Below are 25,396 nucleotides of genomic sequence, written 5' to 3'. Positions count from 1 at the left end.
ACAGAAAAACGTGAGCAAACCGCTGAAGGAAGATTATATCATCCGCATCAAGAGCCGCATTGAGCAGCATGTGAAAGAGCCTGTGGAGCAGGAAGAAAAGGAAGAGTTTGTGGAGCTGATGACCCGCGGCCAGTTCGTGCAGAAGGGCGGCAGCTACTACATTACCTATAAAGAGACCGAGACCACCGGCTACGAGGGCTGCACCACCACCCTGAAAATTGCCGCCGACGGCAGCCGCGTGGCGATGCTGCGGTTTGGCAAGGGCGGCGGGGCCGGCACCCAGCTGCTGATCGAAAAAGGCAAGCGCAACCTCTGCCACTACGAGACAGGCTACGGCTCCATGACGCTGGGCGTGACCGCCGACGAGATCGAGTGCGGCCTGACCGAGAAGGGCGGCACCGCAAAGTTCGGCTACCTGCTGGATGCCAACAGCGCCGAGCTTGTGAGCCGCAACCGCCTTGAAGTGACCGTGACCCACGTAAACTGAGATATTTCCCAGACTGTGAAAGGAACCAGACCAATGACTGAATTTGAAAAGATCTACCAGAACTATAACCCCCGTCAGGCTGCGCTGGACGAGGCACGCGCTCTGCTGACCGCTGCTGCCAAGGCCGCCATGGCCGATGGTGCTCTGCCGGAAGCTGAGCTGCCCGCCTTCATCGTGGAGATCCCCGCCGATACCAAAAACGGCGATATCGCCTCCAACATCGCCATGGCCGGTGCACGCAGCTGGCGCAAGGCTCCCAAGATGATCGCGGATGCGCTGCTGGCACATCTGCCCTCCATCGAGAACAGTGTGTTTGCCAAGGTGGAAGTGGCTGGCCCCGGCTTCATCAACCTGTTTTTGGCTCCGTCCTTCTGGGCCAGTGTGGTGCTGGGTGCCTGCTCCAACAAGGAGTATGGCCGCACCGATCACGGCAAGGGTGCCAAGTACAATGTGGAATTCGTTTCCGCCAACCCCACCGGCCCCATGCACATGGGCAACGCCCGCGGCGGTGCTCTGGGCGACTGTCTGTCCGCTGTGTTGGACTGGTCCGGCTATGATGTGACCCGTGAGTTCTATATCAACGATGCCGGCAACCAGATCCAGAAGTTCGGCAAGAGCCTTGCCGTGCGCTACCTGCAGAAGTACTGCGGCGAGGAAGCCTATCCGCTGCCCGCCGAGTGCTATCAGGGCGGCGACATCAAGGTGCTGGCCGGTGAGTTTGCAGAGCTGAACGGCGACAAGTACGTTGCCGCTTGCAAGGGGATGGACGAGGAGACTCTGTTCGAGAGCGAGGCTTTTGCCGCCCTGAAGGACGCACTGGTGGCCTACGCTCTGCCCAAGAACATTGCTGCCCTCAAGCGCGATCTGGGCAAGTACCGCATCGACTACGATGTGTGGTTCCATGAGAGCACCCTGCACGAGTCCGGCGCGGTGAAGGCCGTGGTGGATAAGCTGCTGGAGCTGGGCGCATGCTATAAGGCGGAGGACGGTGCCATCATGTACCGCAGCGCCCAGTACGCTGCCAAGTACGGCACGGTGAACAAGAAAAAGACCGAGGACGGAACCGAGGAGGAAGCCAAGGACGAAGTGCTCGTCCGCGCCAACGGCATCCCTACCTACTTTGCCGCCGATATCGCCTACCACTACAACAAGCTGGCCACCCGCGGCTTTGCCAAGGCCATCGATGTCTGGGGTGCAGACCATCACGGACATGTGGCCCGCATGAAGGGTGCCATGGATGCCATCGGCCTGAACGGCGAAGATCTGGACGTTGTGCTGATGCAGATGGTCAACCTGATGCGCGACGGCCAGCCTGTGCGGATGTCCAAGCGCACCGGCAATGCCATCACTCTGACCGACCTGCTGGAAGAGGTGCCCATCGACAGCGCACGCTTCCTGTTCAATATGCACGACGCAGGCAGCGGCATCGATTTTGACCTCGATCAGGCTGTCAAGACCGACAACGATAACCCCGTGTACTATGTGCAGTATGCCCATGCCCGCATCTGCTCCATCCTGAAAAAGATGGAGAGCGAGGGCGTGCAGTTTGCCGGTGCCGAGAAGGTGGATGCCACCCTGCTCACCGAGCCTTCCGAGATGGATCTGATCCGGATGCTGGCAGCCTTCCCGCAGGAGATCGTCATGGCGGCAGAAAAGTACGACCCCAGCCGCATCAACCGCTTTGTCATTGATCTGGCCAGCGCCTTCCACCGCTTCTACGGCAACTGCCGCATTCAGGGTGCAGACCCCGCTGTGCAGCAGGCACGTCTGGCCCTGTGCATCGGCGTGAAGAATGCCATCTTCAACGTGCTGACCATGTTCAAGATCAACGTGCCGGAGAAGATGTAAAAAAGGCTCCCTCATTGAGGGAGCTGTCGAGCGAATGCGAGACTGAGGGAGTTTTCTACAGGAACTCCTTCCGTCATCGCCTGCGGCGATGCCACCTCCCTCAGTGAGGGAGGCTTATGCCGTACCCGAAAGGATTCGCACGGTAATACCCAGCTCCCCTGCGGGGGAGCTTTTTTCGATAACAGCGAGGAACAACCAATGGAACCTTTGAAAATCGGCAATATCATCCTGCCGCACCGGGCGGTGTTCGGCCCGATGGCGGGCTTTACGGATGCACCCTGCCGCCGCCTGATGGCCCAGCACGGTGCAGGCTTTACTGTGAGCGAAATGGTGTCCAGCCGGGCGCTGGTGTACGGCGACCACAAGACGGTGAGCCTGCTCAAGGCCGAACCCAACGGTGCACCCTATGGCGTGCAGATCTTTGGCGAAGTGCCCGAGATCATGGGCGAAGCCACCGCCGCCATCGAACAGTACGAGTTCGACTTTGTGGATATCAACATGGGCTGCCCGGCCCCCAAGATCGTTTCCGGCGGCGCAGGCAGCAAGCTGATGCTGGACCCGGACCGCTGCGGGCGCATCGTGGAGCAGGTTGTGGCAAATACAAAACGGCCTGTCACCGTGAAAATGCGCAAGGGCTGGGATGCCGACCACATCACTGCAGTGGAGTGTGCCAAGGCCTGTGAGCAGGCCGGCGCAGCCCTCATTGCGGTGCACGCCCGTACCCGGGAGCAGATGTACACCCCCGGCATCGACCCGGAGATCATTGCCCGGGTGAAGGATGCCGTCAGAGTGCCGGTGCTGGGCAACGGCGACATCCACTCGGCAGAGGATGCGGTGGAGATGATGCAGGCCACCGGCTGTGACGGCGTGATGATCGCCCGGGGCGCGCTGGGCGACCCGTGGCTCTTTGAGCGGGTGAACGCCGCCATTGAAGGCCTGCCTGCACCCAAGGCACCCAACCTGCAGGCCCGCATGAATGCGCTGCGCCGTCAGGTGGAGGAGATGGTGGAGCAGAAGGGCGAGTTCGTCGCCATGCCGCAGGCCCGCTCTCAGACCATGCACTATATGAAGGGGCTGAAAGGCGCGGCCAATCTGCGCCGCTACTGCTGCACCCTGACCCATCTGGAAGATCTGGACGAGCTGATCGATGCTGTTTTTGAAGAACAGCGCAAAGCGGGCATCGACCCGGACGACGTGCGCGAGGTGCCGTTTCCGTAAGGGGAATATTACTGCTGCCGGGTCAGCTCATCCAGATTCTGGGTGTAACAGGGCAGACAGTGCTCTATGAACCAGTCGGCTTCCGGGCAGTGCATGGCCTGCAGGGCCGCTTTCTGCTGGGCCAGCGCCGCGTCAAACTCGTGGTTGCCGCTGCGCTGCTCCTCCGTGCATTTGATGAGGGCGCTCAGCCGGTCGGCGGCCTTCAGCAGGCGCTTTTCCTCGGCGGTGAGCAGTTCCCCGGAGATGAACGGGGACAGCTCTTCGCTCAACTCGTCCGGCAGAAGGCCGGTCATGCAGCGCACGCTCTCGGTTTCCAACGCCTTGTAGGCATCCCGCAGGGTGGGGCTGCTGTACTTGACCGGTGTGGGCATGTCGCCGGTAATGATCTCCGGCGCGTCGTGGTACAGCGCCGCCACTGCTACCGTTTTGGGGCGGCAGGGCGTGCCGGTGTACCGCCGTGCGATCAGGCAAAGCATGTGGGCCAGCAGGGCGGTATCGCAGGTGTGCTCGCTGAGAGATTCGGCCCGGGTGGAGTGCATCAGGCTCCAGCGGGTAATGTATTTCATGCGCGCCAGCAGGGCACTGAACGGGTACAGCATGGCAGCTTCCTCCTTTTTTCTCCAACATACCTGTCTGGCAGAGCGTTGTCAAGCCCTTTTTTCTGTGCAGTGTTCGTGCTATACTAAAATAAACCAACTTTCTGCCGCTTTGGCAGAGAAAAGAGGAAACCATGGAGCGGTCTGGTACTGCCCGGCAGCCGCAGCTGCTGGGACAAAAAAAGGATAAATTCTGGCTGACGGTGGGCCTGTGTGCCCTCACGGCGGCCCTGTTCTTTCTGCCGTTTTATATCATCGACGGCGGCTTTTTCCACTATGCAGGCGATTTCAACAGCCAGCAGATCAGCTTTTACCGCTATATGAACGGCTTTATCAAGGGCGCAGGCTACCCGGACAGTGCGTTCACCTCGGTGCACAATACCTTCTCATGGGCTACCGACCTTGGCAGCGGCGTGATGAACGCCTATTCGTTCTACCTGTACGGCTCGCCGTTCTTCTGGTTCTCGCTGCTCTTCCCGCAGGGGTGGCTGCCCTACCTCATGGTACCGCTGCTGGTGCTCAAGTTTGCCGTGGCGGGCGGCGGTGCGTACCTGTATCTGCGCCGCTACGTCAAAAATATCGACTACGCCGTGCTGGGAGCCTGTCTGTATACCTTCTCCGGCTTTACGGTATACAATGTGTTCTTCAACCACTTTGTAGATGTGGTGGCGCTGTTCCCGTATCTGCTGTGGTCGCTGGACGAGGCCCTTTACAACGACCGTCGCAGCTGGTTTGCGTTCTGGGTGGCGGTGAACCTTGTCAACAACTACTTCTTCTTCATCGGTCAGGTGGTGTTTCTGGCCATCTACTTCATCTGCAAGCTCAGCACAAGGGACTTCCGTCTCACTGCAAAAAAGTTCGGGCTGCTGGCCTTTGAAAGCCTGCTGGGCGCTGCCATGGGCAGCATCCTGCTGGTGCCTGCGGTGCTCTCCATTTTGCAGAACCCGCGCACCATCGACCTTTCCTCCGGCTGGGGCTTTCTGACCTACAGCAAGGTGCAGCAGTACCTTGCAATTCTCGTCAGCTGGATCATGCCGCCGGATTCTCCCTACCTCACCTCCATCTGGTCGGAGGGCGTGATCAAGTGGACCAGCATGTCGGCCTATCTGCCGCTGTGCAGTCTGGCCGGTGCCGTGGCCTACTGGAAAGCAAAGTGCGGCGACAGTAAAAAGCGCATCGTGGGCACCTGCGCCGTGTTCGCACTGGTGCCCATCCTGAACAGTGCGTTCTACGCCCTCAATTCCAGCTACTATGCGCGCTGGTACTATATGCCGGTGCTGGTGCTGGCCGCAATGACCGTGAACGCGCTGGAAGACCACAACACCGATCTGGACAGCCCGGCCCGCGGCATCAGCTGGCTGATGATCGCCACGGTGGCCTTTGCGGTGGTGCCGGTGCAGGACAGCGACACCGGCAGCTGGTCGTTCGGCGTGCTCAAGAACCCCGGTCAGTACTGTGCGGTGCTGGGCTTTGGCCTGCTGGGCCTGCTGCTGTACCGCTATCTCTGCCAGAAGTGGCGGGGCGACAGCCGCTTTGCCCAGCGCATGACGGCGGCAGTGCTGGCGTTTGCCTTCCTGTTCAGCGTGGTGCACATCGGCATTGGCAAGTTCGGCCAGTGGTATACCGACAGTGACCTTGTGAAGCAGGACACAAGCGCCCTGCTGTTGAAAAACGACCTGTCCGAAGGCGATTACCGCGTGGATACGTACAAGATCCACGACAACATCGGCATGTGGCTGGATAAGAGCTGCCTGCAGTATTTTGGCAGCACGGCAGCCCCCAGCATCCTCAGCTTCTACCCGGCGCTGGGGGTCAAGCGGGATGTGCGCAGTGAGCCGGAGCTTTCCAATTATGCACTGCGGGGCCTTTTGAGTGTGGAGTACCTTATCACCACACCGGAAAAGCAGACCGACTTTGAAAACGAAGCCGACGACGGCTGGGAATATGCCTTTGCAAAGGACGGCTATGCGGTCTACCGCAACACGAACTACGTGCCCATGGGCTTTGCCTATGATTATTACCTCACCCAGACCGAGTACGAAGAAACAGCCAAGGCCACCCGCGCAAACCTCCTGATGCGTGCACTGGTGCTTACCGACGAGGATGCTGCAGTCTACGGCAAGTACCTCACCCATCTGCCGGAAGGCAGACGGGAGGAGCTGTACTATGAGTCCTACGTGCAGGACTGCCGCGAGCGCCGTGCCACGGCTGCCAGTGTGTTCCAGATGAACAATTCGGGCTTCCACGCCGAGATCACGCTGGAAAAAGAGAAACTCGTGTTCTTCTCGGTGCCTTACGATGACGGCTTTACGGCCTATGTCAACGGGCAGGAGGCCGACATTGTGGAGGTGGACGAGGGATTGATGGCTGTGCTGTGCCCGGCAGGTGAAAACAGCATCGATTTTGTCTACCAGCCCGACGGCATCCGGCTGAGCCGTGCGCTGACTTTGGGCGGCATTGTGGTATGGCTGGCGTACACGGCGTACTTCGTCTGGCGCAAGCGCCGCACAAAGCGGGCCTGATGCACGGAAGAATGACTTTGTGCTGTAGAAAAAAGAAATTTTTGAAATTTCCCCTTGACTTTATGCCAATAAAGTGTATAATGCAATCAAACCGATGAGGCGGAAGAGAACCTGCACAGCGCATCTTCAGTGAGCCCGGACAGTGAAAACGGGCGAGAGCGGGGCAGAGCTTCGTGGGCCGCCGAGGGCCGGGCAAATGGGCAGCAAGCCTTAGTAGCTTTGGACGGAAGTCTCCGTTACAGGACAGGGGAGTGTTGGCTCTCCGTGAGAGGCTCTGCATTTTGCAAAGCAGGGCAAGCAAGGTGGCACCGCAGAATCGAACTTTACCGATCCTGTCCTTGTGGATAACACACAGGGACAGGGTCGTTTTTTATTTGTAAGACCCGTCCCGCAAAGGGAGCGGGTCTTTTACTTTTGCCGCCCGCTCCGGGAAAGGAGTTTGCTATTATGAAAAACGTTACCATGATCTCCCGCCGCAGCTTCCTCAAGGCCGCTATGGCTGCTTCCGCCGTTTCTGCACTGGCATTCACCGGCTGCGGCGGCTCCGCTTCCAGCACCGTGGCTGCATCTTCCACTGCTTCTTCCGCTGCCGCTTCCGCAGCAGCCGAGGGCGGCCAGACCTTCAAGGTGGGCATCGTCAACTATGTGGATCATGCTTCCCTCAACCAGATCGTGGAATCTGTGGAGAGCCGTCTGGATGAGCTGGGGGCAGAGAAGGGCGTTACCTTCGACTACGCCGACTACTACGCAAATGCACAGGCTGACCAGTCCAACCTGAACCAGATCGGTGCCGACCTCGTAGGGGACGGCGTGGATGTGATCGTGGCTGTGGCTACCCCCACCGCCGCAACCATGCTGGCCGCTGTGGAGGATACCGATATCCCCGTTGTCTACTCTGCTGTCACCGACCCCGCCGCTGCAGGCTTTGACGGCGAGGAGAACATCACCGGCACCTCCGACGCACTGAACACCGAGGCCATCATGAACCTGATCACCGCTGTCAACCCGGATATTGACACCATCGGCCTGCTGTACGACCTGAGTCAGGATGCCTCCACCCAGGCCATTGCCGATGCAAAGGCTTTCTGCGATGCCAACGGCATCAAGTACATTGAGAAGAACGGCACCACCACCGCTGAGGTGCAGATGGCTGCCGAAGCCCTGATCGCTTCCGGCGTCAAGGCCGTGTTCACCCCCACCGACAACACCGTGATGACCGCAGAGCTGTCCATCTACGAGACCTTTACCGAGGCAGGCGTGCAGCACTACACCGGTGCCGACAGCTTTGCACTGAACGGGGCCTTTGTGGGCTACGGCGTGGATTACGTCCAGCTGGGCGAAGCCACTGCCGATATGGTGGCAGAGCTGCTGTGCGAGGGCAAGACCACTGCAGACCTGCCCTACCAGACCTTTGATAACGGTATCGTCACCATCAACACCGAGACCTGCGAAGCGCTGGGCCTTGACCTCGACACCGTGAAGGAAGCCTTCAAGTCCTACTGCACCGAGATCGTGGAAGTAACCACCGCAGAGAACTTCTCTTAAAAAAGTACCCTCTCAGTCAAAACCTGACGGTTTTGCCAGCTCCCCCGAAGGGGGAGCTTTTGGCGGTTCTAGGAAAAGTTTTCGATTCAATTGCAAAGTGTGCAGCTTTGCCAGAGGCTCTCCCTTTGGGAGAGCTGGCGCGTAAGCGCCTGAGAGGGCGAGGACGCCGCCCACAGCGCCGCGCTTTCGCAGAAAGCGGCGCTGCAAATGCCGTTTTCCGTCACGACCCTACTCGTGAAAAGGGGATTCAGAAAAGCCCGCAGGCTTTTCTGAATCCCGAATAAAAACCCAATTCCGCTGAATATGGCCAGAGCAAAAGCGGAGGCCATTTTAAATCGTCCAATCAAAAAGAAACATAAAAGGAGCACACACATGCTGGCGAGTATCTTTTCGCTCAACGTCCTACAGACGGCGCTGGAACTGGGCTGTATCTATGCCCTGGTGGCGCTGGCACTGTTCCTGAGCTATTCCATCCTGAACATCGCAGATCTTTCCACTGACGGCTGCTTCACGCTGGGCTGCGCCGTGGCCTGTCAGGTAGCACTGACCGGCCACCCCATTCTGGCCCTGTTCGCAGCCATGGCGGCAGGTGTGTGCTCCGGCTTTGTTACGGCTTTTCTGCAGACCCGCCTTGGCGTGGAGAGCATCATGGCAGGCATCATCGTCAATACCGGCCTTTACACCATCAATCTGGCCGTGATGGGCTTTTCCTCCACCATGTCGCTGGTCAAGACCGACACTGTTTTCTCGCTGGCAAAGGGCTCACTGAGCTTCCTTGGCGGCTGGTATAAGCTGGCCATCGCGCTGGCCATGATCCTGCTTGCCGGTGCGGCGATGCTGGGCTTTCTGGGCACCCGGCTGGGCCTGTCCATCCGCGCCACCGGTGACAACGCTGCCATGGTGCGTGCTTCCAGCATTAACCCGGCTTTCACCATTACGGTGGGCCTGTGCATTTCCGGCGCATTGTGCGCCCTCTCCGGCGGCCTGCTGGCACAGTATCAGAAGAGCTGCGATATCAATGTGGGCACCGGCATGGTGACCATCGCACTGGCTTCCCTCATCATCGGCGAGACTCTGCTTGGTAAGCGCACCATGTTGCGCCGGATCATCGGCGTGGTGTTCGGCAGCTGCCTGTACCGTTTTATCGTGGCTGTGGCCCTGCGCTTCAATGTGCCTGCCGCCGCCATGAAGCTGGTATCTGCCATCATCGTGGCCATCGCCATTTCGATGCCGGCCATCAAGGAAAAAATCGCCTTTGAGCAGCGCAAGCATGGGGCCTGCCGCCGCCGCGTGACCACCGGCAAGGAGGGAAAGTAAGATGGAAATGCTTCAGCTGAACGATCTGCACAAGACTTTCAACCCCGGCACGGTCAATGAAAAAGTGGCCCTGAACGGTGTCAGCCTGCACATGGAAGCCGGGGACTTTGCCACCATCGTGGGCTCCAACGGCGCGGGCAAATCCACCCTGTTCAACGCCATCACCGGCGGCTTCATCGCCGACGAGGGCAGCATCCTGCTGGGCGGACAGGATATCACCTTTGAGCCGGAGCACCAGCGCAGCAAGGTCATCGGCCACCTGTTTCAGGACCCGCTCAAGGGCACGGCACCCAACATGACCATTGAGGAAAACCTTGCACTGGCCTATCTGCGTGCCGGCACCGCGCCCCACGCCATCTTCTCCCGCATCTCCCGCAAGGACAAGGAAGTGTTCCGCGAAAAGCTGGCGCTGCTGGATATGGGCCTTGAGGACCGCATGAAGCAGCCGGTGGGACTGCTTTCCGGCGGCCAGCGGCAGGCGCTGACCCTGCTCATGGCCACCCTCGTCACCCCCAAGCTGCTGCTGCTGGACGAGCACACCGCCGCACTGGACCCCGCCACCGCCGAAAAGGTACTGGAGCTGACCAGGAGCATCGTGGCTGAAAAGAAGATCACCTGCCTGATGGTCACCCACAATATGCATCAGGCACTGGAGCTGGGCAACCGCACCCTGATGATGGATTCCGGCCGCATCGTCTTTGACGTGAAGGGCGAGGAACGCAGCCGGATGACTGTGGACGACCTGCTTGAAAAGTTCCGCGAGAACGCAGGCAAAAATCTGGATAACGACCGCATCCTGCTGAGTAAAGTGGAAAAGTGATCCGGACAGAAAAGCACAGCCCCGACAGACCATGCAGTCTGCCGGGGCTGTATTTTTGCGGGAAAGTGCACCGCAGGGAAAAGCGGTTCCCCCTGAAACTGCAAATCCCCCCTGCGCAGATGCACAGAGGGGATTTTAAATATCAGAAATTACTGAACGTATTCAACCGTGTACTCGAAGCCGTACTCTTCCTGCAGCTTCTTCACCTCGGCCTCGCAGTCCTCGATGAAGGTGGGGGCGTAGACGGAAGCGCCATTGTGGGCCTTCTTGTAGTCCTCAACGATCTGCTGCAGCTTTGCCCAGCCCTCGTTGGCCTTGTTCTGGTCGATGCTGTCGGGGAAGTTGATGATGAACTCGCGGTGCTTAGGAATACGTGCTTTCATGGTAGGTTCTCCTTATAACAGTTTGGATTTTGATTGTTGATTTATACAGAAGCACAGAGAAAAACCTGTGCAACTTGCGAAAAACGAATCACAGCCCGTATACCCGGCGGGCATTTTCGGCTGTGGTGCGGAACACCTCTTCGGCAGAGATGCCCCGCAGCTGGGCGATATACTCGCCCACATAGCGGATGAGGGAGCTGTCACAGCGGGTGCCGCGCACCGGCTCCGGTGCCATGTAGGGGCAGTCGGTCTCCAGTACGATGCTTTCCAGCGGCAGGGCGCTGATGGCTTTTGCCGCCCGCTTGGCACCCTTGAAGGTACACGCCCCGCCAAAACCGATGAACAGTCCCTGCTTTGCCAGCCACACCGCGTCATCGGCACTGCCGGAATAGCAGTGGACGATGCCCTTGGGCTGGTATTTTTTCAGCAGGGCGTAAACGTCGGCGTGGGCGTTGCGGTCGTGCACGATGATGGGCTTGTCCAGTTCCAGCGCCAGCCGGATGTGTGCCTCAAACATGGCCAGCTGGGCATCCTTGGGCACAGGCCAGTGGTAGTCCAGCCCGCACTCACCCACAGCTACCACCTTGGGGTCCTCGTAATACTGGGCCAGAGCGCGCATCTCGGCGGCCCAGTCCCCGCCGTACACCGAGACCGTAGGAGCCGGGCCTTCCTCGCCGCAGTCGGCGGCGGGCAGCAGGCTTTCCGGGTGGATGCCAACAGCCGCCACCACCCACGGGTAACGGTGCGCCAGCTCCAGCACTTTGGGTGCATCCCCGGAGTGGGTGGCCTGTTCACACACGCCCACCACGCCCTTGCCGGGCAGGCTGCCCAGCAGGAAATCGCGGTCTGCGTCAAAAGCGCGGGCACTGTAGTGCGCGTGGGTGTCAAAAATGGGGCCGGTCATTTGCTCTCCTTTTTGGCGGGGGCCTTGTTCACCAGCCAGATGCCCACACACACGAACACCAGCGCCGCCAGATACTGCCAGCGGAACAGGGGTTCGCCGTTGAGCACGGCGCTCAGCAGTACGTTGACCACCGGGTTCACGAAGCCAAAGATGGCAATGCGGCTGACCGGGTTGTTCTTCATCAGCAAGGCCCACAGCACATAGCCTGCCCCGCAGATGAAAGCCAGATACAGCATGACCACCACCGCCAGTGCGTTTTGCACATGGAGGCTGCCGCCCAGCACAGTGCCCAGCACGAACAGTGCCAGACCGCCCACGAACAGGTTGATGAAGCAGACGGCAAAGCTGTCTGCTTTTTTGGTCACGGATTTGTTCCACGGGCCGGACAAAGTAAAGATGACGGTGGCCGTCATCATGCAGAACACGCCCCAGCCGCTTCCGCTGCCGTGGTTGCCCAGCGTGCCGATGAGCACGCCTGCAAAGCCGATGACACAGCCCAGCGTTTTGGCAGGGGTCATGCGGTCGGCGTTGCCGTAGATGAAATGGGCAAAGATCACGCCCAGAAAGCTCTGGGTGCTGTTCAGGATGCCGCCAAAGGCACCCGTGAGCATGGCAACAGCGATGTAATAGAATGCGTACTGGGTCGTGGTCTGCCACAGGCCCAGAGCACAGCACTCCGCTGCCACTTTGCCGCGGGGGAACTTGGGCAGGCGGTTCTGCAGCAGAACACTGCCCAGAAGCACCAGAAAGCTGCCCAGCATGAACCGCACACCGGCAAAGCAGAAGATGGAGGCGGTGTTGCCGGTCTCAATGGAGAACAGCCGGTAGCCCAGCTTGATGAACGGGAATGCCGAGCCCCACAGCACATTGCAGAAGATGGCCAGCAGCACGGCGAACACCGGCGTGCCGAAGATCTTATCCAGCCATTCCGCGCGGGAAAGCGTTTTGTTTTCCTGCATGGCGGCTCAGTGGATGCGGCTGCCTACGGGGGTGTCGTCGCCGTAGAAAGCGATGGAGCAGCCGCCGTCGGCGGTATCAGCAGCAAAGATCATGCCCTCGCTGACATACTTGCCCTTCATCATGGGGCGAGGTGCCAGATTGCACACAATGCCGATCTTCTTACCGATCAGGTCTTCCGGCTTGAACCACTTTGCAATGCCGGAAAGGATGCAGCGCTCCCGCTCGCCGTCAAACACGGTCAGGTGCAGCAGCTTCTTGCTTTCCTTCAGGTTCTCGCAGGCGCGCACTTCGGCCACGCGCAGTTCCACCTTGCAGAAGGTGTCAAAGTCGATCTCTTCCTCGTGGGTAAAGTCCACGGTGCTCTCCTCGGCGGGGGCGGCAGCCTTCTTCTCAGCTTCAGCCTTGGCCTTGTTGGCAGCTTCGGCAGCGGCCTTGCGCTTCTCGTCCTCTTCCTTCAGGTGGGCAATTTCCTTTGCCACATCGATGCGGGGGAACAGTGCCTCGCCCTTGTGCACGGTGTAGGTCTCCTGTACGCCGTAGGTGGTCTTGGTCAGGTCCAGAGCAGATGCGTCCAGACCCAGTTGTTCCATCATCTTGGGTGCGGTGGTGGGCAGGTATGCGTTCAGCAGGATGCCGCACACGCGCAGTGCCTCGCACAGGTGGTACAGCACGCTCTCCAGACGGGCCTTGTTGGCCTCGTCCTTGGCCAGTGCCCAGGGAGCGGTCTCGTCGATGTACTTGTTGGCGCGCTGGATGACCGCAAAGATCTCCATCAGGGCCTGCGGGATGGTCAGGCTGTCCATGTCGGCCGTGACCTTTGCAGTCAGCTCGTTGACCATGGTCTCCAGCTCGGTGTCAATGGCTTCGGTACCGGCCACATTGTGCACGGTGCCGCCGAAGTACTTCTCGCACATGGCGACGGTGCGGCTGAGCAGGTTGCCCAAATCGTTCGCCAGATCGCTGTTGATGCGGGTGATCAGGGCTTCGTTGGTGAACATGCCATCGTTGCCAAAGGGAATCTCACGCAGCAGGAAGTAGCGGATGGCATCCACGCCGTAGCGGTCGCACAGGATCACAGGGTCCACCACATTGCCCACGGACTTGGACATCTTGCCGCCGTTCATCAGCAGCCAGCCGTGGCCGAACACCCGTTTGGGCAGGGGCAGATCCAGAGCCATCAGCATGGCGGGCCACAGAATGGTGTGGAAACGCAGGATCTCCTTGCCCACCATGTGAAGGTCGGCAGGCCAGAACTTGTCGTAGTCGTGATATTTTTCGTTACCGTAGCCCAGCGCGGAGATATAGTTGCTCAGGGCATCCACCCACACATACATGGTGTGCTTGGGGTCGAAGGGCACGGGGATGCCCCACTTCACGGAGGTGCGGGACACGCAGGTGTCCTGCAGGCCCTGCTTGATGAAGGCAATCATCTCGTTCTTGCGGCTCTCAGGCTGGATGAACTGGGGGTTCTCCTCGTAGAGCTTCAGCAGGCGGTCGGCATACTTGCTGGTCTTGAAGAAGTAGGCTTCCTCGTGTGCGTCGTACACTTCGCGGCCGCAATCGGGGCACTTGCCGTCCACCAGCTGGCTGTCGGTCCAGAAGCTCTCGCAGGGCTTGCAGTAGTGGCCGATGTACTCGCCCTTGTAGATGTCGCCCTGCTCATACAGCTTGGTGAAAATTTTCTGGCAGGACTCCATATGGTAGTCGTCGGTGGTGCGGATGAAGCGGTCGTAGCTGACGTCCAGCAGCTTCCACAGATCCTTGACGGTGGCTACGATCTTGTCCACATACTCCTTGGGGGTCACACCGGCATCGGCGGCCTTGTCCTGGATCTTCTGGCCGTGCTCATCGGTGCCGGTCAGGAACATGACGTCATAGCCCTGCATCCGCTTGAAGCGTGCCAGTGCGTCGCAGGCGACAGTGGTATAGCTGTGGCCGATGTGCAGCTTGTCGCTGGGGTAGTAGATGGGAGTGGTGATGTAGAATGTCTTGTGCTCACTCATAGGTTGATACTCTTCCTTTCCTGATTTGGCGGGGGACGAAAAAAGCCCTCATCCTGCCGGACTGAGCCGGACAAGGACGAGAGCTTGTAACTTTCGTGGTACCACCTTGCTTCGCCGCACCCTTGCGGGCGCAGCCTTTTGCCGGGCAAAAAAGCACGGCGCAGCGCGGTAACGGGCGCACCCGTCGCAGGCTCAATTTTCACCTGCGCAGCTCCGAGACCATCTTCGGCATCGCGCGGCCTGCCCGGTTCCATCCTTCGGGCTTTCTGTCAGGCGCAGACGGTGCGTACTCTTCTCTTCACAGCCAATTTACATTGTTATGTCTATAATACGCAAAAATGGTGGGTTTGTCAACATTAAATCTCGTAATCCAGACAGAACCGTGCCTTGGTGTAGGGCCGCACCTTGCCGTCGGCCACAGCCACATGGGCGGGATGGACGGAGTAGCCCTTGAGGGCCTCGGCGCTTTCAAAGGTGGTGTCCAGCATCAGGTCGGCGGTGGAAGAGGGGAGACCGTTGATGTTGACATGCACTTCCACAAGGCCCGGGACCTTGCCTGCCAGACCTTCCAGCCCTTCCTTGATGCCTGCCTTGACGGCGGCTTTTTCGGCATCGGACAGCTCGTCCTTCAGCTGCCACAGGATCACATGCTTGACCATAATAAAAAAACCTCCTGCGTTTTTTCTCATTGTAGCAGGGTGAGAAAAAATCCGCAAGAGGAAAGCTGCAAAGTATTATTGGGGTGCGAACAGCAGAACCACCAGAAGCACGGCACAGAGCACCGAAAGTCCGATGCCCTCCAGCCGGGTCAATTTGATGTACGCTTCCGTTGGTTCGGTCTGTGTATACCGTCCACGGTCATGCAGGGCAATGGCATCTTCCGGATGCAGCGCCATAAAAATGCCGAACCCGATGCCGAAAAGTGCGGTTAAGATCGATAAGATGACTTCCATAGCAACCCCTCACTTTTTGGTTTTGTCGTCCCTGCTCAGAGTATAGCACAGATACGAGATCAGCAGGGCAGCGCACAACACGAGCGCTGCCACCATCAAAATGGAATTCAGCGGCTCGACCCTGGGAAGAAAGGTGTTGACCAGATAGAGTGCACCGCAAAGGATCGAAGCAATGCCGTAAAATTTGCGGAAGTGCTTCTTTTCGTCCTCACTGCTCCATCCGGTGCCGGTGCCATTGTACAGATCCCGGATGCCGCGGTACAAAAACAGCACACCCAGCGCGGCGTTCAGCCAATCCCAGTCCGAAAGATTCAAATTCATGGTGACCCCTTTCCGGCTGTCAATCCGCACTATGGTTCCAGCTTTCGTAAGCGACAAGATAAAGAAGGTCTCCCACGATGGCGATGCCGAAGATGATACGGTAAATCAGCGATGTAACAGGTGTGAAAGCTAGGATCAGAAAGGCGATGCTGTTGAGCATGTAAAACACGCCGTTCTTTTTCTGCCAGAAGGCGCGGTACTCCGGGTCGCGGTGATACTGGTTGAACGGCAGATCGAGGAACGGGTCTTTGCCTTGAAGATCCCGAATGCCGGAGATGAACCAGATAACGGTCAGCACAAGGTTGAACAGAGTGGAAAACGAAACGAACGACTCCATGAAATGCACCTCCCATCTTTTTCCACAGTATACCACAGAAAAGTGCAAAAACAAAGGACGGTATTCAACCTTCCTGCGTAAAATTTGCACAAATCGGGTGTTGACTATTGGTAAAAACAGCACAAAATAAAACCAGCCGGACGAGGCGGTTGCAAGCCCTCGTCCGGCTGGATACTTACTTCTTCGGAGTCATAAGCCTCTTCTCCTTGGGGTTCCTCATTTTCGGAGTAAACGTTTCATAGGGTGACTCTCCTTAGAAACTACTGGAAACTGAGAATCTATTTCAAGGGGACTGATTACTTAGTACATTGGATTGACCCTTCTCTTAACTGATGGAGTGCGGCACCGAGATTCGAAAGATGAATTTCATATTACCACATTCTTTCGAGTTAGATTCGCCAGGGGCAAACTACTTAGTACATTGGTAGAACTCCTTTTTTGCTATTCAAATAATGTTCTCCGTACAAAAGATACCTTCATAGGAATCATCTCCGGCGGATTTATTTGAATCGCTGGGGGTTAAGTTTATCGACAGGTTGTCGTGTAATCGCATTTTTGATGCTCAAGACTGGCTCATTTTTGTTGTGTTTTTATACGGGGGAAACATCCCGTCTGTGGTGAGCCTCTATTTTGCTTCTCAGCGAATCCCGACAGCCTGTCCCTGCTGTGCGGGTTCCATATCGACCATCGGTCTCGCTCCTTTCTGCTTCAAGTCAGCGGGATTAGCTCTCTCTTGAGCTTCTGCTGTACTTCTCTGGTTTCTGGCTTTATTATACATATTCCTGATTGATTTGTCTATTCGCAGAGTGCACAAGGATAGAAATATAAAATTGTGCAGTTCTTGAAAAACAGCAGATAGAACGTGCAAAATGCCGCTTTCTGTGCGGTGTGCCCGGGCGATCGGGCCCTTTGGGGAGGAACTCTGTGCCCTGCAGGGAGGGCTGCCGGGAGAGTCACAGCAAAGCTGCCCAGAAGTTCCGGGCCGTTTGTGGAGGATTTTGCGCAAAACGGGAGAAAGTGTCCACAGGGTATTATGCGTCAGATCGATTTGTGCTAAAATAGCACCAATGAATGGTAGTCGCCGCCGCCCCGCGAGATGAAAGTTTCGCGGGGCGGCTTTTTTGCGGCAAAAATTTAGACACAAAAGAAACGGAGAATCAAAATGCCTAAAACTTTACCGGAACGTATCTTCTTTACCATTGTCATGGCTGCAATTATGGTCTATGGCATGATCGTTTACAATGTGGCGCTGAACACAGGCGGTGTCACCAATGCCACCTTTGTTATGGCACTGCACGAGATGCCGATCATGGTTCCCATTGCCTGCGTGCTGGAATTTTTCGTGGTGGAGAAACTGGCCACCGGATTGGCGTTTATGTTCATGCGGCCCACAGATCGTCCGCAGTTCATCACCTATGCCATCTCGCTGATGATCGTGTGCATCATGTGCCCGGTGATGAGCCTGATCGCAACGGTGCTGTTTAAAGAACCCGGCTTTGGCACCTGGGTGCATACCTGGGGCTGCAATATGCCCATGGCTCTGTGCTGGCAGATGCTGTACTGCGGGCCGCTTGCCCGTGCCATCTTCCGGCTGATGTTCCGCCGCGGCGCAAAACAGGCGGACTGACAGATTTTAGATATGCAGTTATAATAAATATGTATAGGAGCGGGTGTAATACCGGACGAGACACCTATACGAATTTTATATATCGGGCATATAAAGTATGTACAATGGGGCATTTTTGATGGAAATATTTCCCGGAATGCCCTGAAGAAGCCATTGAAACCTAAGAATCGGCTAAGAAATTTGTGTAAAAAGTACATGCGAAGAGCGTTTTATTGGACAAGATGCACAACTTTTTTTGTATATCAATGCAGTAGAACCACCTAAAATGTAGAATGTGCACAAAGCCACTTGCCAATTTTCGTCAATCGTACTATCATACACAACGAAAAAAGACGAAGTGACCCGTGCAGGAGGGAGGGTGTGACCGGATAGAGCCGAACACCTTCCTTACTTTTTTCACAAAGCTGCGCCTTTTCTTCGAGCGATAAGAAGGACGCTGCGCCGCCGGGGCGGTGCGGCGGTCTTACCCCCGGAACCCTATTCTTCAGGAAGGAGGAAAAACAATTGAATAATCTGACCAAAGCATTGATGGAAGAGCTGACCGTCGAATACGTCAAGGTCGGCCCGCTGCAGATCCCGGAATCCGTGGTCATCAGCTGGGTGATCCTGGCCATCGTTACCATCGGCTCGATCCTGCTTACCAGAAACCTGAAGGTGGACCACATCAGCAAGCGTCAGGCCGTGCTGGAAATGGCCTACCTCGCAGGTACCAATTTCTTTGAAGGTCTGCTGGGCGAAAAGGGCAGGCGCTATGTGCCTTACCTGATGACCGTGGCCATCTACATCGCCTTCAGCAACCTGATCGGCGTGTTCGGTGTCAAGCCCCCCACAAAGGATCTGGATGTGACCGCAGCGCTGGCGCTGATGAGCATCATCCTGATCGAGGGTGCCGGCATCCGTGCACGCGGCGGCGTGGGCTTCCTCAAGAGTCTGTCTGCCCCCACTCCGGTCATGACCCCTATGAACATCCTCGAGATCGCCATCCGCCCCACCAGCCTGTGCATGCGACTGTTCGGCAATGTGCTGGGCGCATTCGTCATCATGGAGCTGATCAAGCTCGTGGTGCCCGTGTTCGTCCCGGCGGTGTTCAGCCTGTATTTTGACCTGTTCGACGGTCTGATCCAGACCTACGTGTTCGTGTTCCTGACTTCACTGTTCATGAAAGAGACCATGGGCGGAGAAGACTGATCCATTGATATTTACTGAATTTAAAAGGAGATTATTACTATGAATGGTTTGATTGCTCTGGGCGCTGGCATTGCAGCGCTGACCGGCATTGGCGGCGGTATCGGCATCGGCATCGCAACGGGTAAGGCAACGGAGGCAATCTCCCGTCAGCCCGAGGCATCCGGCAAGATCCAGACCAACCTGCTGCTGGGCGCTGCTCTGGCAGAAGGTACTGCAATTTTCGGCTTCGTCGTTGCACTGCTGATCATCCTGTTCCTGGGTCAGTAACGGAGGCGCAGACGAATGCTGAAGTTGGATATTAACCTGCTGTGGACCGTCGTGAACGTCCTCGTCATGTATGCGGTGCTGCGCAAGTTCCTGTTCAAGCCTGTTCAGGACGTGATCGCAAAGCGCCAGCAGATGGTGGACGCAAACCTGGCCGATGCGGAGACCTCCAAGAAGGAAGCCGCAGAGACCATGAACGCCGCACAGGAAAAACTGCGCAATGTGGACAATGAGGCCGCTGCCCGCCGCGAAGCCTACGAAAAGCAGGCTGAGGTCGAAAAGCAGCAGCTGCTGGCAGATGCCCGCAAGCAGGCAGACGCCATCGTGGCAGCCGGCAAGGCAAGCGCCGAGGCCGAACGCCAGAGCAAGCTGCGGGAAGCCGATGCCCAGACCACGGCACTGGCCCGTGCGATGTGCGAGAAGCTGCTGGCCCGCAATCTGACCGCCCAGGACGACGCACGTCTGCTGGACGATCTGCTGGAGAAAGCAGGTGCAGGCAATGGCAACTGAATTCAGTCGTGAATTTTTTGCGGACAACCGCATCGTCAAGGCCGAGCTGCGCAGCGCCCGCAAGCCCCGGGAAGAGGAGCTGAACCGGATCCGCGCCGAGGTACGCAAGCTGTATGATGCCACCGAGGTCATCCTGAACGTGACGGTGGACGAGAGCCTGCTGTCCGGCTATGTCCTGCAGGTGGGCGACCGTGTGTTCGATAACTCCGGCCGTCATCAGCTGGACAAGATGATGGAGGGCAAGCCCTCGCTGGCTACCCTCAAGACCCGCATTGAGGACTACAAGCCCGCCGAGACCTCTGCCGAGGGCGGTGTGGTCATCTCCTCTGCCGACGGCATCGTGCACGTCGAGGGCATGAACCGCGCCGTGTACGGCGAGATCGTCACCTTCGACAACGGTGCCAAGGGTATGGTGGAGAGCGTGGACCCCGAACAGCTGGGCATCATGCTGTTCGACGGAGCTGAGACCGTCGGTGTGGGCACCATGGTGACCCGCAGCGGCAAGCGTGCCGGCATCCCGGTGGGTGATGCCTTCCTGGGCCGTGTCATCAGCCCGCTGGGCGAGCCCATTGATGGCAAGGGCCCCATTGAAGCTGTGGGCTACAACCCCATCGAAAAGCAGGCCCCCGGCATTCTGGAGCGTCAGAGCGTGGATACCCCGCTCCACACCGGCATCCTCGCTATCGATTCCATGTTCCCCATCGGCCGCGGCCAGCGTGAACTGATCATCGGCGACCGCCAGACGGGCAAGACCTCCATCGCCACGGATGCCATTCTGAACCAGAAAAACACCGGTGTGCTGTGCATTTATGTGGCCATCGGCCAGAAGGCTTCTTCCATTGCCCGCGTGGCAGGCGATCTGCAGAAGCACGGTGCCATGAGCTACACCACCATCGTGGCGGCTACTGCTTCGGATTCCGCTCCCCTGCAGTACATCGCACCCTATGCCGGTACCGCACTGGCCGAGTACTTCATGAGCCAGGGCAAGAGCGTGCTGATCGTTTACGACGATCTGTCCAAGCATGCAGTGGCTTACCGTGCCATTTCTCTGCTGCTGCGCCGCTCTCCGGGCCGTGAGGCTTACCCCGGCGACGTGTTCTATCTGCACTCCCGTCTGCTGGAGCGCTCCTGCCGGATGCGCGACGATCTGGGCGGCGGTTCCATCACCGCACTGCCCATCGTTGAGACGCAGGCAGGCGACGTTTCGGCTTACATCCCCACCAATGTCATTTCCATCACCGATGGTCAGATCTTCCTCGAGAGCGCACTGTTCAATGCAGGCAACCGCCCGGCCGTCAATGTGGGTCTGTCGGTGTCCCGTGTGGGCGGCGCTGCCCAGACCAAGGCCATGAAGAAGGCCAACGCCAACCTGCGTATCGAGCTGGCACAGTACAAGGATATGGAGTCCTTTGCACAGTTCAGCTCGGATCTGGACGCGGAGACCCGCCGCCAGCTGGACCACGGCAAGGCTTTGATGGAAATGCTCAAGCAGCCGCTGTATCAGCCCAAGTCCGACGCCGAGCAGGTGGTCACGCTGGTGCTGGCTTCCCACGGTGTGCTGGACGAACTGCCCACTGCCGAGCTGCGCGCCAAAACTTCCGCATTTGTGCGTCAGTTCCGCGCGGATGTGTCCGGTACGATGGATAAGATCACCGCCACCGGCAAGCTGGAACCTGAAATGGTCGATGCCATCCTGAACGCCTGGAAAGCTTATGCGGGAGGCGACAGCCATGCCGTCCAGTAAGCTGCTGAAGGAGCGCATCGAGAGCATTCAGGACACCATGAAGATCACGAACGCCATGTACCTGATCTCCTCGTCCAAGCTGCGCAAGGCACGTAAGAACTACCAGAATGTATCGCCCTACTTCAACCGTATGCGCGATACCATTTCCCGCGTGGTGCCCCACCTGCCGGAAGAGCCGGTGCATCCGTTCTTCCACGAGCGTAATATCGCAAACCCCAAGCGGGCCTACATCGTGCTGACGGCAGATAAGGGCATGGCAGGCGCTTACAACCAGAACATCATCAAGTTCCTCAAGGAAAATGCGGATGAGAACGACCGGTTCTATGTGATCGGCCAGACCGGCTACCGCGCCCTGTACCACAAGGATCCGCGGCTGGTGGAGGATTTCCACTACGGTGCCACGGAGCCTACGCTGCAGCGTGCCCGCGATATCACGATGGACGCCATCGATGATTTCAAGACCGGCAAGCTGGATGAGATCTATCTCATCTATACCCGCATCGAGAATGCACTGACCAGCGAGCCCACCATGGTGCGTCTGCTGCCGCTGGACCGCGCCCATCTGCAGCCTGCCCCCAAGGGTCTGGGCGATCCGAAGGGCGATGTGGAGATGTTCCCGTCTGCATGGACGGTGTTTGAACAGATCGCGCCCATTTATATGCACGGCATGATCTTTGGTGCCATGACCGAGAGCTTCTGCGCAGAGCAGAGCGCCCGCATGACCGCCATGGATTCCGCCACCAAGAACGCCAACGATATGATCCGGGAGCTGCAGCTGGAATACAACCGCACCCGTCAGGGCTCCATTACACAGGAGATCACCGAGATCATCGGCGGTGCGGCTGCCGTGCAGAACCGGGCGGAATAAAACGTATTTACAAATTAGTATAGAGGCAATCGTATGATACAGGGAACTATTATTCGCGTAGCCGGCCCTGTGGTGGACGTGCAGTTCACCGCAGGCAAGCTGCCTGCCCTGCAGGAAGCGCTTACCGTGACCGCCGAGGGCACCGAGCGCACGATGGAAGTGACACAGCATGTCAACGAGACCACTGTGCGCTGCATCATGCTTTCCGCCAGCGAGGGTCTGGGCAAGGGCATGACCGTGACCGCTACCGGCCACGGCCTGACCGCACCGGTGGGCGAAGCCACGCTGGGCCGCATGTTCGACCCGCTGGGCAGACCCATCGACGGCAAGGGCTCTGTGGATGATGTGCCGCATTGGCCCATCCACCGCAAGGCCCCCAGCTTTGCAGAGCAGAAGCCCGCGACCGAGATCCTGGAGACCGGCATCAAGGTCATCGACCTGCTGGCCCCCTATGCAAAGGGCGGCAAGATCGGTCTGTTCGGCGGTGCAGGCGTCGGCAAGACCGTGCTGATCCAGGAACTGATCCATAACGTGGCCACCGAGCACGGCGGCTACTCCATCTTCACCGGCGTCGGCGAGCGCTCCCGCGAGGGCTGCGACCTTTGGGGCGAGATGAACGAGTCCGGTGTTCTGAATAAGACCGCACTGGTCTTTGGTCAGATGAACGAGCCCCCAGGAGCACGTATGCGTGTTGCCGAGACCGGCCTGACCATGGCAGAGTACTTCCGTGAGGAGACCCACAAGGACGTGCTGCTGTTCATTGATAACATCTTCCGTTTCGTGCAGGCAGGCTCCGAGGTGTCCGCTCTGATGGGCCGTATGCCTTCTGCTGTGGGCTACCAGCCCACTCTGGCCAACGAGCTGGGCGCTCTGCAGGAGCGCATCACCTCCACCAAGGAAGGCTCCATCACCTCTGTGCAGGCCGTCTACGTCCCCGCCGACGACCTGACCGACCCGGCCCCCGCCACCACCTTTGCACATCTGGATGCCACTACCGTGCTGTCCCGTAAGATCGTGGAGCAGGGCATTTACCCGGCCGTGGACCCGCTGGCATCCACCTCCCGCATTCTGGAAGCGGATATCGTGGGCGAGGAGCACTATCGCGTGGCCCGCAAGGTGCAGTCCATTCTGCAGCGCTATCAGGAACTGCAGGACATCATCGCCATTCTGGGCATGGACGAGCTGGACGAGAACGACAAGCTCACCGTTGCCCGCGCCCGCAAGCTGCAGAAGTTCCTGTCCCAGCCCTTTGCTGTGGCCGAGAACTTTACCGGCCTGAAGGGCAAGTATGTGCCGCTGCAGGATACCGTGCGCGGCTTTGCCGCCATTGTGGACGGCGAGGCCGATGATCTGCCGGAGTGGGCTTTCTTCAACGTTGGTACGCTGGAAGATGCCCGCCAGAAGGCAGCGGAAAAGCTGGCTGAGGAAAAGGGCGGTGCCGTCTGATGAACAAGTTCATGCTGAACATCACTGCGTCCAGCGGTGAGTACTATCAGGGCGATTGCGAAGACCTTGTGCTGCCCATCAGCGATGGCGTGTACGGCATACAGGCCGGACACAGCCCGGTGCTGGTGGCCATCCACATGGGCATCCTGCACTTTGAGGTGAACGGTGAAAGCCAGGACATCCTGGTAGGCGATGGCATTGCCGAGGTGACGCCTGCCTACGTGATGGTGCTGGTGGACAGCGCCGAGCGTCCGGAGGATATCGACAAGAACCGTGCCGAGGCTGCCCGCATCCGTGCCGAGGAGCGTTTGCAGCATCAGCAGAGCATGCATGAATATTATCAGAGCAAGATCGCGCTCGACCGTGCGATGCAGCGCCTGCAGGCCGCTGCAAAGTACCGGCGCTGAGAATGAGCCGCATCTGCCAGGACAAGATCTGAAAAAAGAGCATCATTTGTATCCGTTGAGGGTGCAAAGTGATGCTCTTTTTTGTTTCAGGCTGTTCCATGGAACGCAGCTTTCGTGTATAATAAAGTCAATGCAACCCCGCGTGTTGTGCGGGAAAGGAGGAGGTTTTCCATGATCCAATTCGGCCTGCGTCTGCATGACGCGGAAAAGCTGCCCGTTGAACAGGTGCTGCCGCTGGTGCGCCAGAAAGGCTTTACCTGCGCCCATGTGGCTCTGAGCAAATCCTTCAAGGAGCTGCCCTGCACCCCCAGCGCCCTGACCCCCGGCTATGCGCTGTATCTGCGGCATCTGTTTGAGAAAAACGGCATCGACATTGCCGTGCTGGGCAACTACCTGAACCTTGCCCACCCGGATGCGGATGCCCTGCACGCCATTCAGGAAAAATACTATGCTCATATCCGCTTTGCAAGCCTGCTGGGCTGCGGCATGGTGGGCACCGAGACCGGTGCGCCCAACGCGGAGTACAAATTCTGTCCGGAGTGCCGCAGCGATGCCGCACTTTCCACCTTTATCAAGAACTTCAAGCCGGTGGTGCGCTGCGCCGAGCAGTACGGCGTGACCATTGCCATTGAGCCGGTGGTCAAGCACATCGTGTACGATGCCAGACGCGCCCGCACCGTGCTGGACGAGATCGGCAGCCCGAACCTGCAGATCCTGTTCGACCCCGTCAACCTGCTGAACATGGAAAATGTGGACCGCCGCGAGGAAGTGTTCGCCGAGGCCATCGAGCTTCTGGGCAAGGACATTGCCATGATCCACTTCAAGGATTTCCTGCGCAAGGATGCGGGCGGCCAGCTGGCTGCTACGGGTGCAGGGCAGGGAGGCATGGAGGACTACCGCACCATCCTGCGGTTTGCAAAGCAGGAAAAGCCCTATATCTTTGCAACGCTGGAGAACACCACCCCGGAAAACGCGGTGGAATGCCTGAACTACCTGAAAAAGCAGTACGACGAGTGCTGAACACTTTATAACAAGAAAAACATCTGCAAGCTTTGCCCGGAATGGGGCAGCTTGCAGATGTTTTTTGTATCAGATGAAGTTTATGGTTCGGCCTTTTACAAATTGCAA

25 protein-coding genes and 1 other annotated feature are annotated in these 25,396 nt (G+C 58.1%); of the genes, 16 read left to right on the top strand and 9 right to left on the bottom strand.

Annotated elements, in window-relative coordinates; translation table 11 throughout:
* Nucleotides 1-10: 10 nt before the first annotated feature.
* The 3 genes from ACGHP1_RS10920 (at nt 11) to dusB (ending at nt 3,553) form a co-directional block, all read left to right on the top strand.
* Entirely contained in the window at nt 11-487 is a 477-nt protein-coding gene (locus ACGHP1_RS10920) for a DUF1934 domain-containing protein (RefSeq protein WP_097775187.1), read from the top strand.
* Nucleotides 488-520: 33 nt separating this feature from the next.
* A complete protein-coding gene (argS, locus tag ACGHP1_RS10915; protein WP_390509415.1) occupies nt 521-2,335 on the top strand; it encodes an arginine--tRNA ligase in 1,815 nt (604 codons plus the stop codon).
* A gap of 198 nt (nt 2,336-2,533) precedes the next feature.
* Nucleotides 2,534-3,553, top strand: a complete 1,020-nt coding sequence (dusB, locus tag ACGHP1_RS10910; protein ID WP_044954051.1) for a tRNA dihydrouridine synthase DusB — start codon at nt 2,534-2,536, stop codon at nt 3,551-3,553.
* A gap of 8 nt (nt 3,554-3,561) precedes the next feature.
* Here the strand turns inward: dusB and yfbR are convergent, their stop codons facing one another.
* Nucleotides 3,562-4,152 carry a 5'-deoxynucleotidase gene (gene yfbR / locus ACGHP1_RS10905; RefSeq protein WP_005944511.1) on the bottom strand — a complete coding sequence of 197 codons (591 nt, stop codon included), beginning with the start codon at nt 4,150-4,152 and terminating at the stop codon, nt 3,562-3,564.
* A gap of 131 nt (nt 4,153-4,283) precedes the next feature.
* On the opposite strand from yfbR, the gene ACGHP1_RS10900 reads away from it, so the two are divergent.
* The 4 genes from ACGHP1_RS10900 (at nt 4,284) to ACGHP1_RS10885 (ending at nt 10,353) form a co-directional block, all read left to right on the top strand.
* On the top strand, nt 4,284-6,671 hold the full coding sequence (locus ACGHP1_RS10900) for a YfhO family protein (RefSeq protein ID WP_390509414.1): 2,388 nt from the start codon (nt 4,284-4,286) through the stop codon (nt 6,669-6,671).
* Nucleotides 6,672-7,118: 447 nt separating this feature from the next.
* Nucleotides 7,119-8,216 carry an ABC transporter substrate-binding protein gene (locus ACGHP1_RS10895; RefSeq protein ID WP_390509413.1) on the top strand — a complete coding sequence of 366 codons (1,098 nt, stop codon included), beginning with the start codon at nt 7,119-7,121 and terminating at the stop codon, nt 8,214-8,216.
* Between the two features lie 372 nt (nt 8,217-8,588).
* Complete coding sequence (locus tag ACGHP1_RS10890; RefSeq protein ID WP_005944507.1) at nt 8,589-9,533, top strand: ABC transporter permease; 945 nt, start codon at nt 8,589-8,591, stop codon at nt 9,531-9,533.
* Nucleotides 9,534-9,540: 7 nt separating this feature from the next.
* Nucleotides 9,541-10,353, top strand: a complete 813-nt coding sequence (locus ACGHP1_RS10885) for an ATP-binding cassette domain-containing protein (protein ID WP_348585176.1) — start codon at nt 9,541-9,543, stop codon at nt 10,351-10,353.
* A gap of 149 nt (nt 10,354-10,502) precedes the next feature.
* Here ACGHP1_RS10885 and ACGHP1_RS10880 read toward each other — a convergent pair whose 3' ends face one another.
* The 8 genes from ACGHP1_RS10880 to ACGHP1_RS10845 form a co-directional block, all read right to left on the bottom strand.
* The gene (locus ACGHP1_RS10880) at nt 10,503-10,736 is read right to left on the bottom strand and encodes a hypothetical protein (RefSeq protein ID WP_005944505.1); all 234 of its coding nucleotides are present in this window, start codon (nt 10,734-10,736) and stop codon (nt 10,503-10,505) included.
* An 88-nt stretch (nt 10,737-10,824) separates the two neighbouring features.
* Nucleotides 10,825-11,640: a TatD family hydrolase gene (locus ACGHP1_RS10875; RefSeq protein ID WP_390509412.1), complete on the bottom strand. Its 816-nt coding sequence runs from the start codon at nt 11,638-11,640 to the stop codon at nt 10,825-10,827.
* Nucleotides 11,637-12,599, bottom strand: a complete 963-nt coding sequence (locus ACGHP1_RS10870; protein WP_390509411.1) for a DMT family transporter — start codon at nt 12,597-12,599, stop codon at nt 11,637-11,639. Before ACGHP1_RS10870 ends, ACGHP1_RS10875 begins: the two co-directional genes overlap by 4 nt.
* Before the next feature lie 6 nt (nt 12,600-12,605).
* Complete coding sequence (metG, locus tag ACGHP1_RS10865) at nt 12,606-14,603, bottom strand: methionine--tRNA ligase (RefSeq protein ID WP_154259075.1); 1,998 nt, start codon at nt 14,601-14,603, stop codon at nt 12,606-12,608.
* A 69-nt stretch (nt 14,604-14,672) separates the two neighbouring features.
* Nucleotides 14,673-14,914, bottom strand: a binding site (T-box leader).
* 45 nt (nt 14,915-14,959) lie between these two features.
* Nucleotides 14,960-15,262, bottom strand: a complete 303-nt coding sequence (locus tag ACGHP1_RS10860; protein WP_097781569.1) for a Dabb family protein — start codon at nt 15,260-15,262, stop codon at nt 14,960-14,962.
* Nucleotides 15,263-15,337: 75 nt separating this feature from the next.
* A complete protein-coding gene (locus tag ACGHP1_RS10855; RefSeq protein WP_390509410.1) occupies nt 15,338-15,556 on the bottom strand; it encodes a hypothetical protein in 219 nt (72 codons plus the stop codon).
* A gap of 9 nt (nt 15,557-15,565) precedes the next feature.
* The gene (locus ACGHP1_RS10850) at nt 15,566-15,877 is read right to left on the bottom strand and encodes a hypothetical protein (protein WP_337678912.1); all 312 of its coding nucleotides are present in this window, start codon (nt 15,875-15,877) and stop codon (nt 15,566-15,568) included.
* 19 nt (nt 15,878-15,896) lie between these two features.
* Nucleotides 15,897-16,214 carry a hypothetical protein gene (locus tag ACGHP1_RS10845; protein WP_154259080.1) on the bottom strand — a complete coding sequence of 106 codons (318 nt, stop codon included), beginning with the start codon at nt 16,212-16,214 and terminating at the stop codon, nt 15,897-15,899.
* 1,162 nt (nt 16,215-17,376) lie between these two features.
* Between ACGHP1_RS10845 and ACGHP1_RS10840 the strand changes: the two genes are divergently transcribed.
* The 9 genes from ACGHP1_RS10840 (at nt 17,377) to ACGHP1_RS10800 (ending at nt 25,288) form a co-directional block, all read left to right on the top strand.
* Complete coding sequence (locus tag ACGHP1_RS10840) at nt 17,377-17,841, top strand: DUF2798 domain-containing protein (RefSeq protein ID WP_390509409.1); 465 nt, start codon at nt 17,377-17,379, stop codon at nt 17,839-17,841.
* Nucleotides 17,842-18,345: 504 nt separating this feature from the next.
* Nucleotides 18,346-19,029, top strand: coding sequence for a F0F1 ATP synthase subunit A (locus ACGHP1_RS10835; RefSeq protein ID WP_180806657.1), 684 nt, complete (start codon nt 18,346-18,348; stop codon nt 19,027-19,029).
* A 39-nt stretch (nt 19,030-19,068) separates the two neighbouring features.
* Nucleotides 19,069-19,296 (top strand): ATP synthase F0 subunit C, encoded by a 228-nt coding sequence (gene atpE, locus ACGHP1_RS10830; protein ID WP_005944490.1) that lies wholly within the window; start codon nt 19,069-19,071, stop codon nt 19,294-19,296.
* A gap of 15 nt (nt 19,297-19,311) precedes the next feature.
* Nucleotides 19,312-19,803, top strand: coding sequence for an ATP synthase F0 subunit B (locus ACGHP1_RS10825; protein WP_005944489.1), 492 nt, complete (start codon nt 19,312-19,314; stop codon nt 19,801-19,803).
* Entirely contained in the window at nt 19,793-21,547 is a 1,755-nt protein-coding gene (atpA, locus tag ACGHP1_RS10820; protein WP_005944488.1) for a F0F1 ATP synthase subunit alpha, read from the top strand. Before ACGHP1_RS10825 ends, atpA begins: the two co-directional genes overlap by 11 nt.
* Nucleotides 21,534-22,415 (top strand): ATP synthase F1 subunit gamma, encoded by an 882-nt coding sequence (gene atpG, locus ACGHP1_RS10815; protein ID WP_097781573.1) that lies wholly within the window; start codon nt 21,534-21,536, stop codon nt 22,413-22,415. Before atpA ends, atpG begins: the two co-directional genes overlap by 14 nt.
* A gap of 33 nt (nt 22,416-22,448) precedes the next feature.
* Nucleotides 22,449-23,861, top strand: coding sequence for a F0F1 ATP synthase subunit beta (gene atpD / locus ACGHP1_RS10810; protein WP_097775203.1), 1,413 nt, complete (start codon nt 22,449-22,451; stop codon nt 23,859-23,861).
* Nucleotides 23,861-24,268, top strand: a complete 408-nt coding sequence (gene atpC / locus ACGHP1_RS10805; RefSeq protein ID WP_154259085.1) for an ATP synthase F1 subunit epsilon — start codon at nt 23,861-23,863, stop codon at nt 24,266-24,268. The genes atpD and atpC overlap by 1 nt, the downstream gene beginning before the upstream one ends.
* A 171-nt stretch (nt 24,269-24,439) precedes the next feature.
* Nucleotides 24,440-25,288 (top strand): sugar phosphate isomerase/epimerase, encoded by an 849-nt coding sequence (locus ACGHP1_RS10800; protein ID WP_120120292.1) that lies wholly within the window; start codon nt 24,440-24,442, stop codon nt 25,286-25,288.
* Nucleotides 25,289-25,396 lie beyond the last annotated feature (108 nt).

The organism is Faecalibacterium sp. i21-0019-B1, assembly GCF_042852915.1.
Lineage (GTDB): Bacteria > Bacillota > Clostridia > Oscillospirales > Ruminococcaceae > Faecalibacterium > Faecalibacterium taiwanense.
The sequence above is the reverse complement of the archived record's forward strand: the minus strand, read 5'-3'. Positions and strand labels throughout refer to the sequence as shown.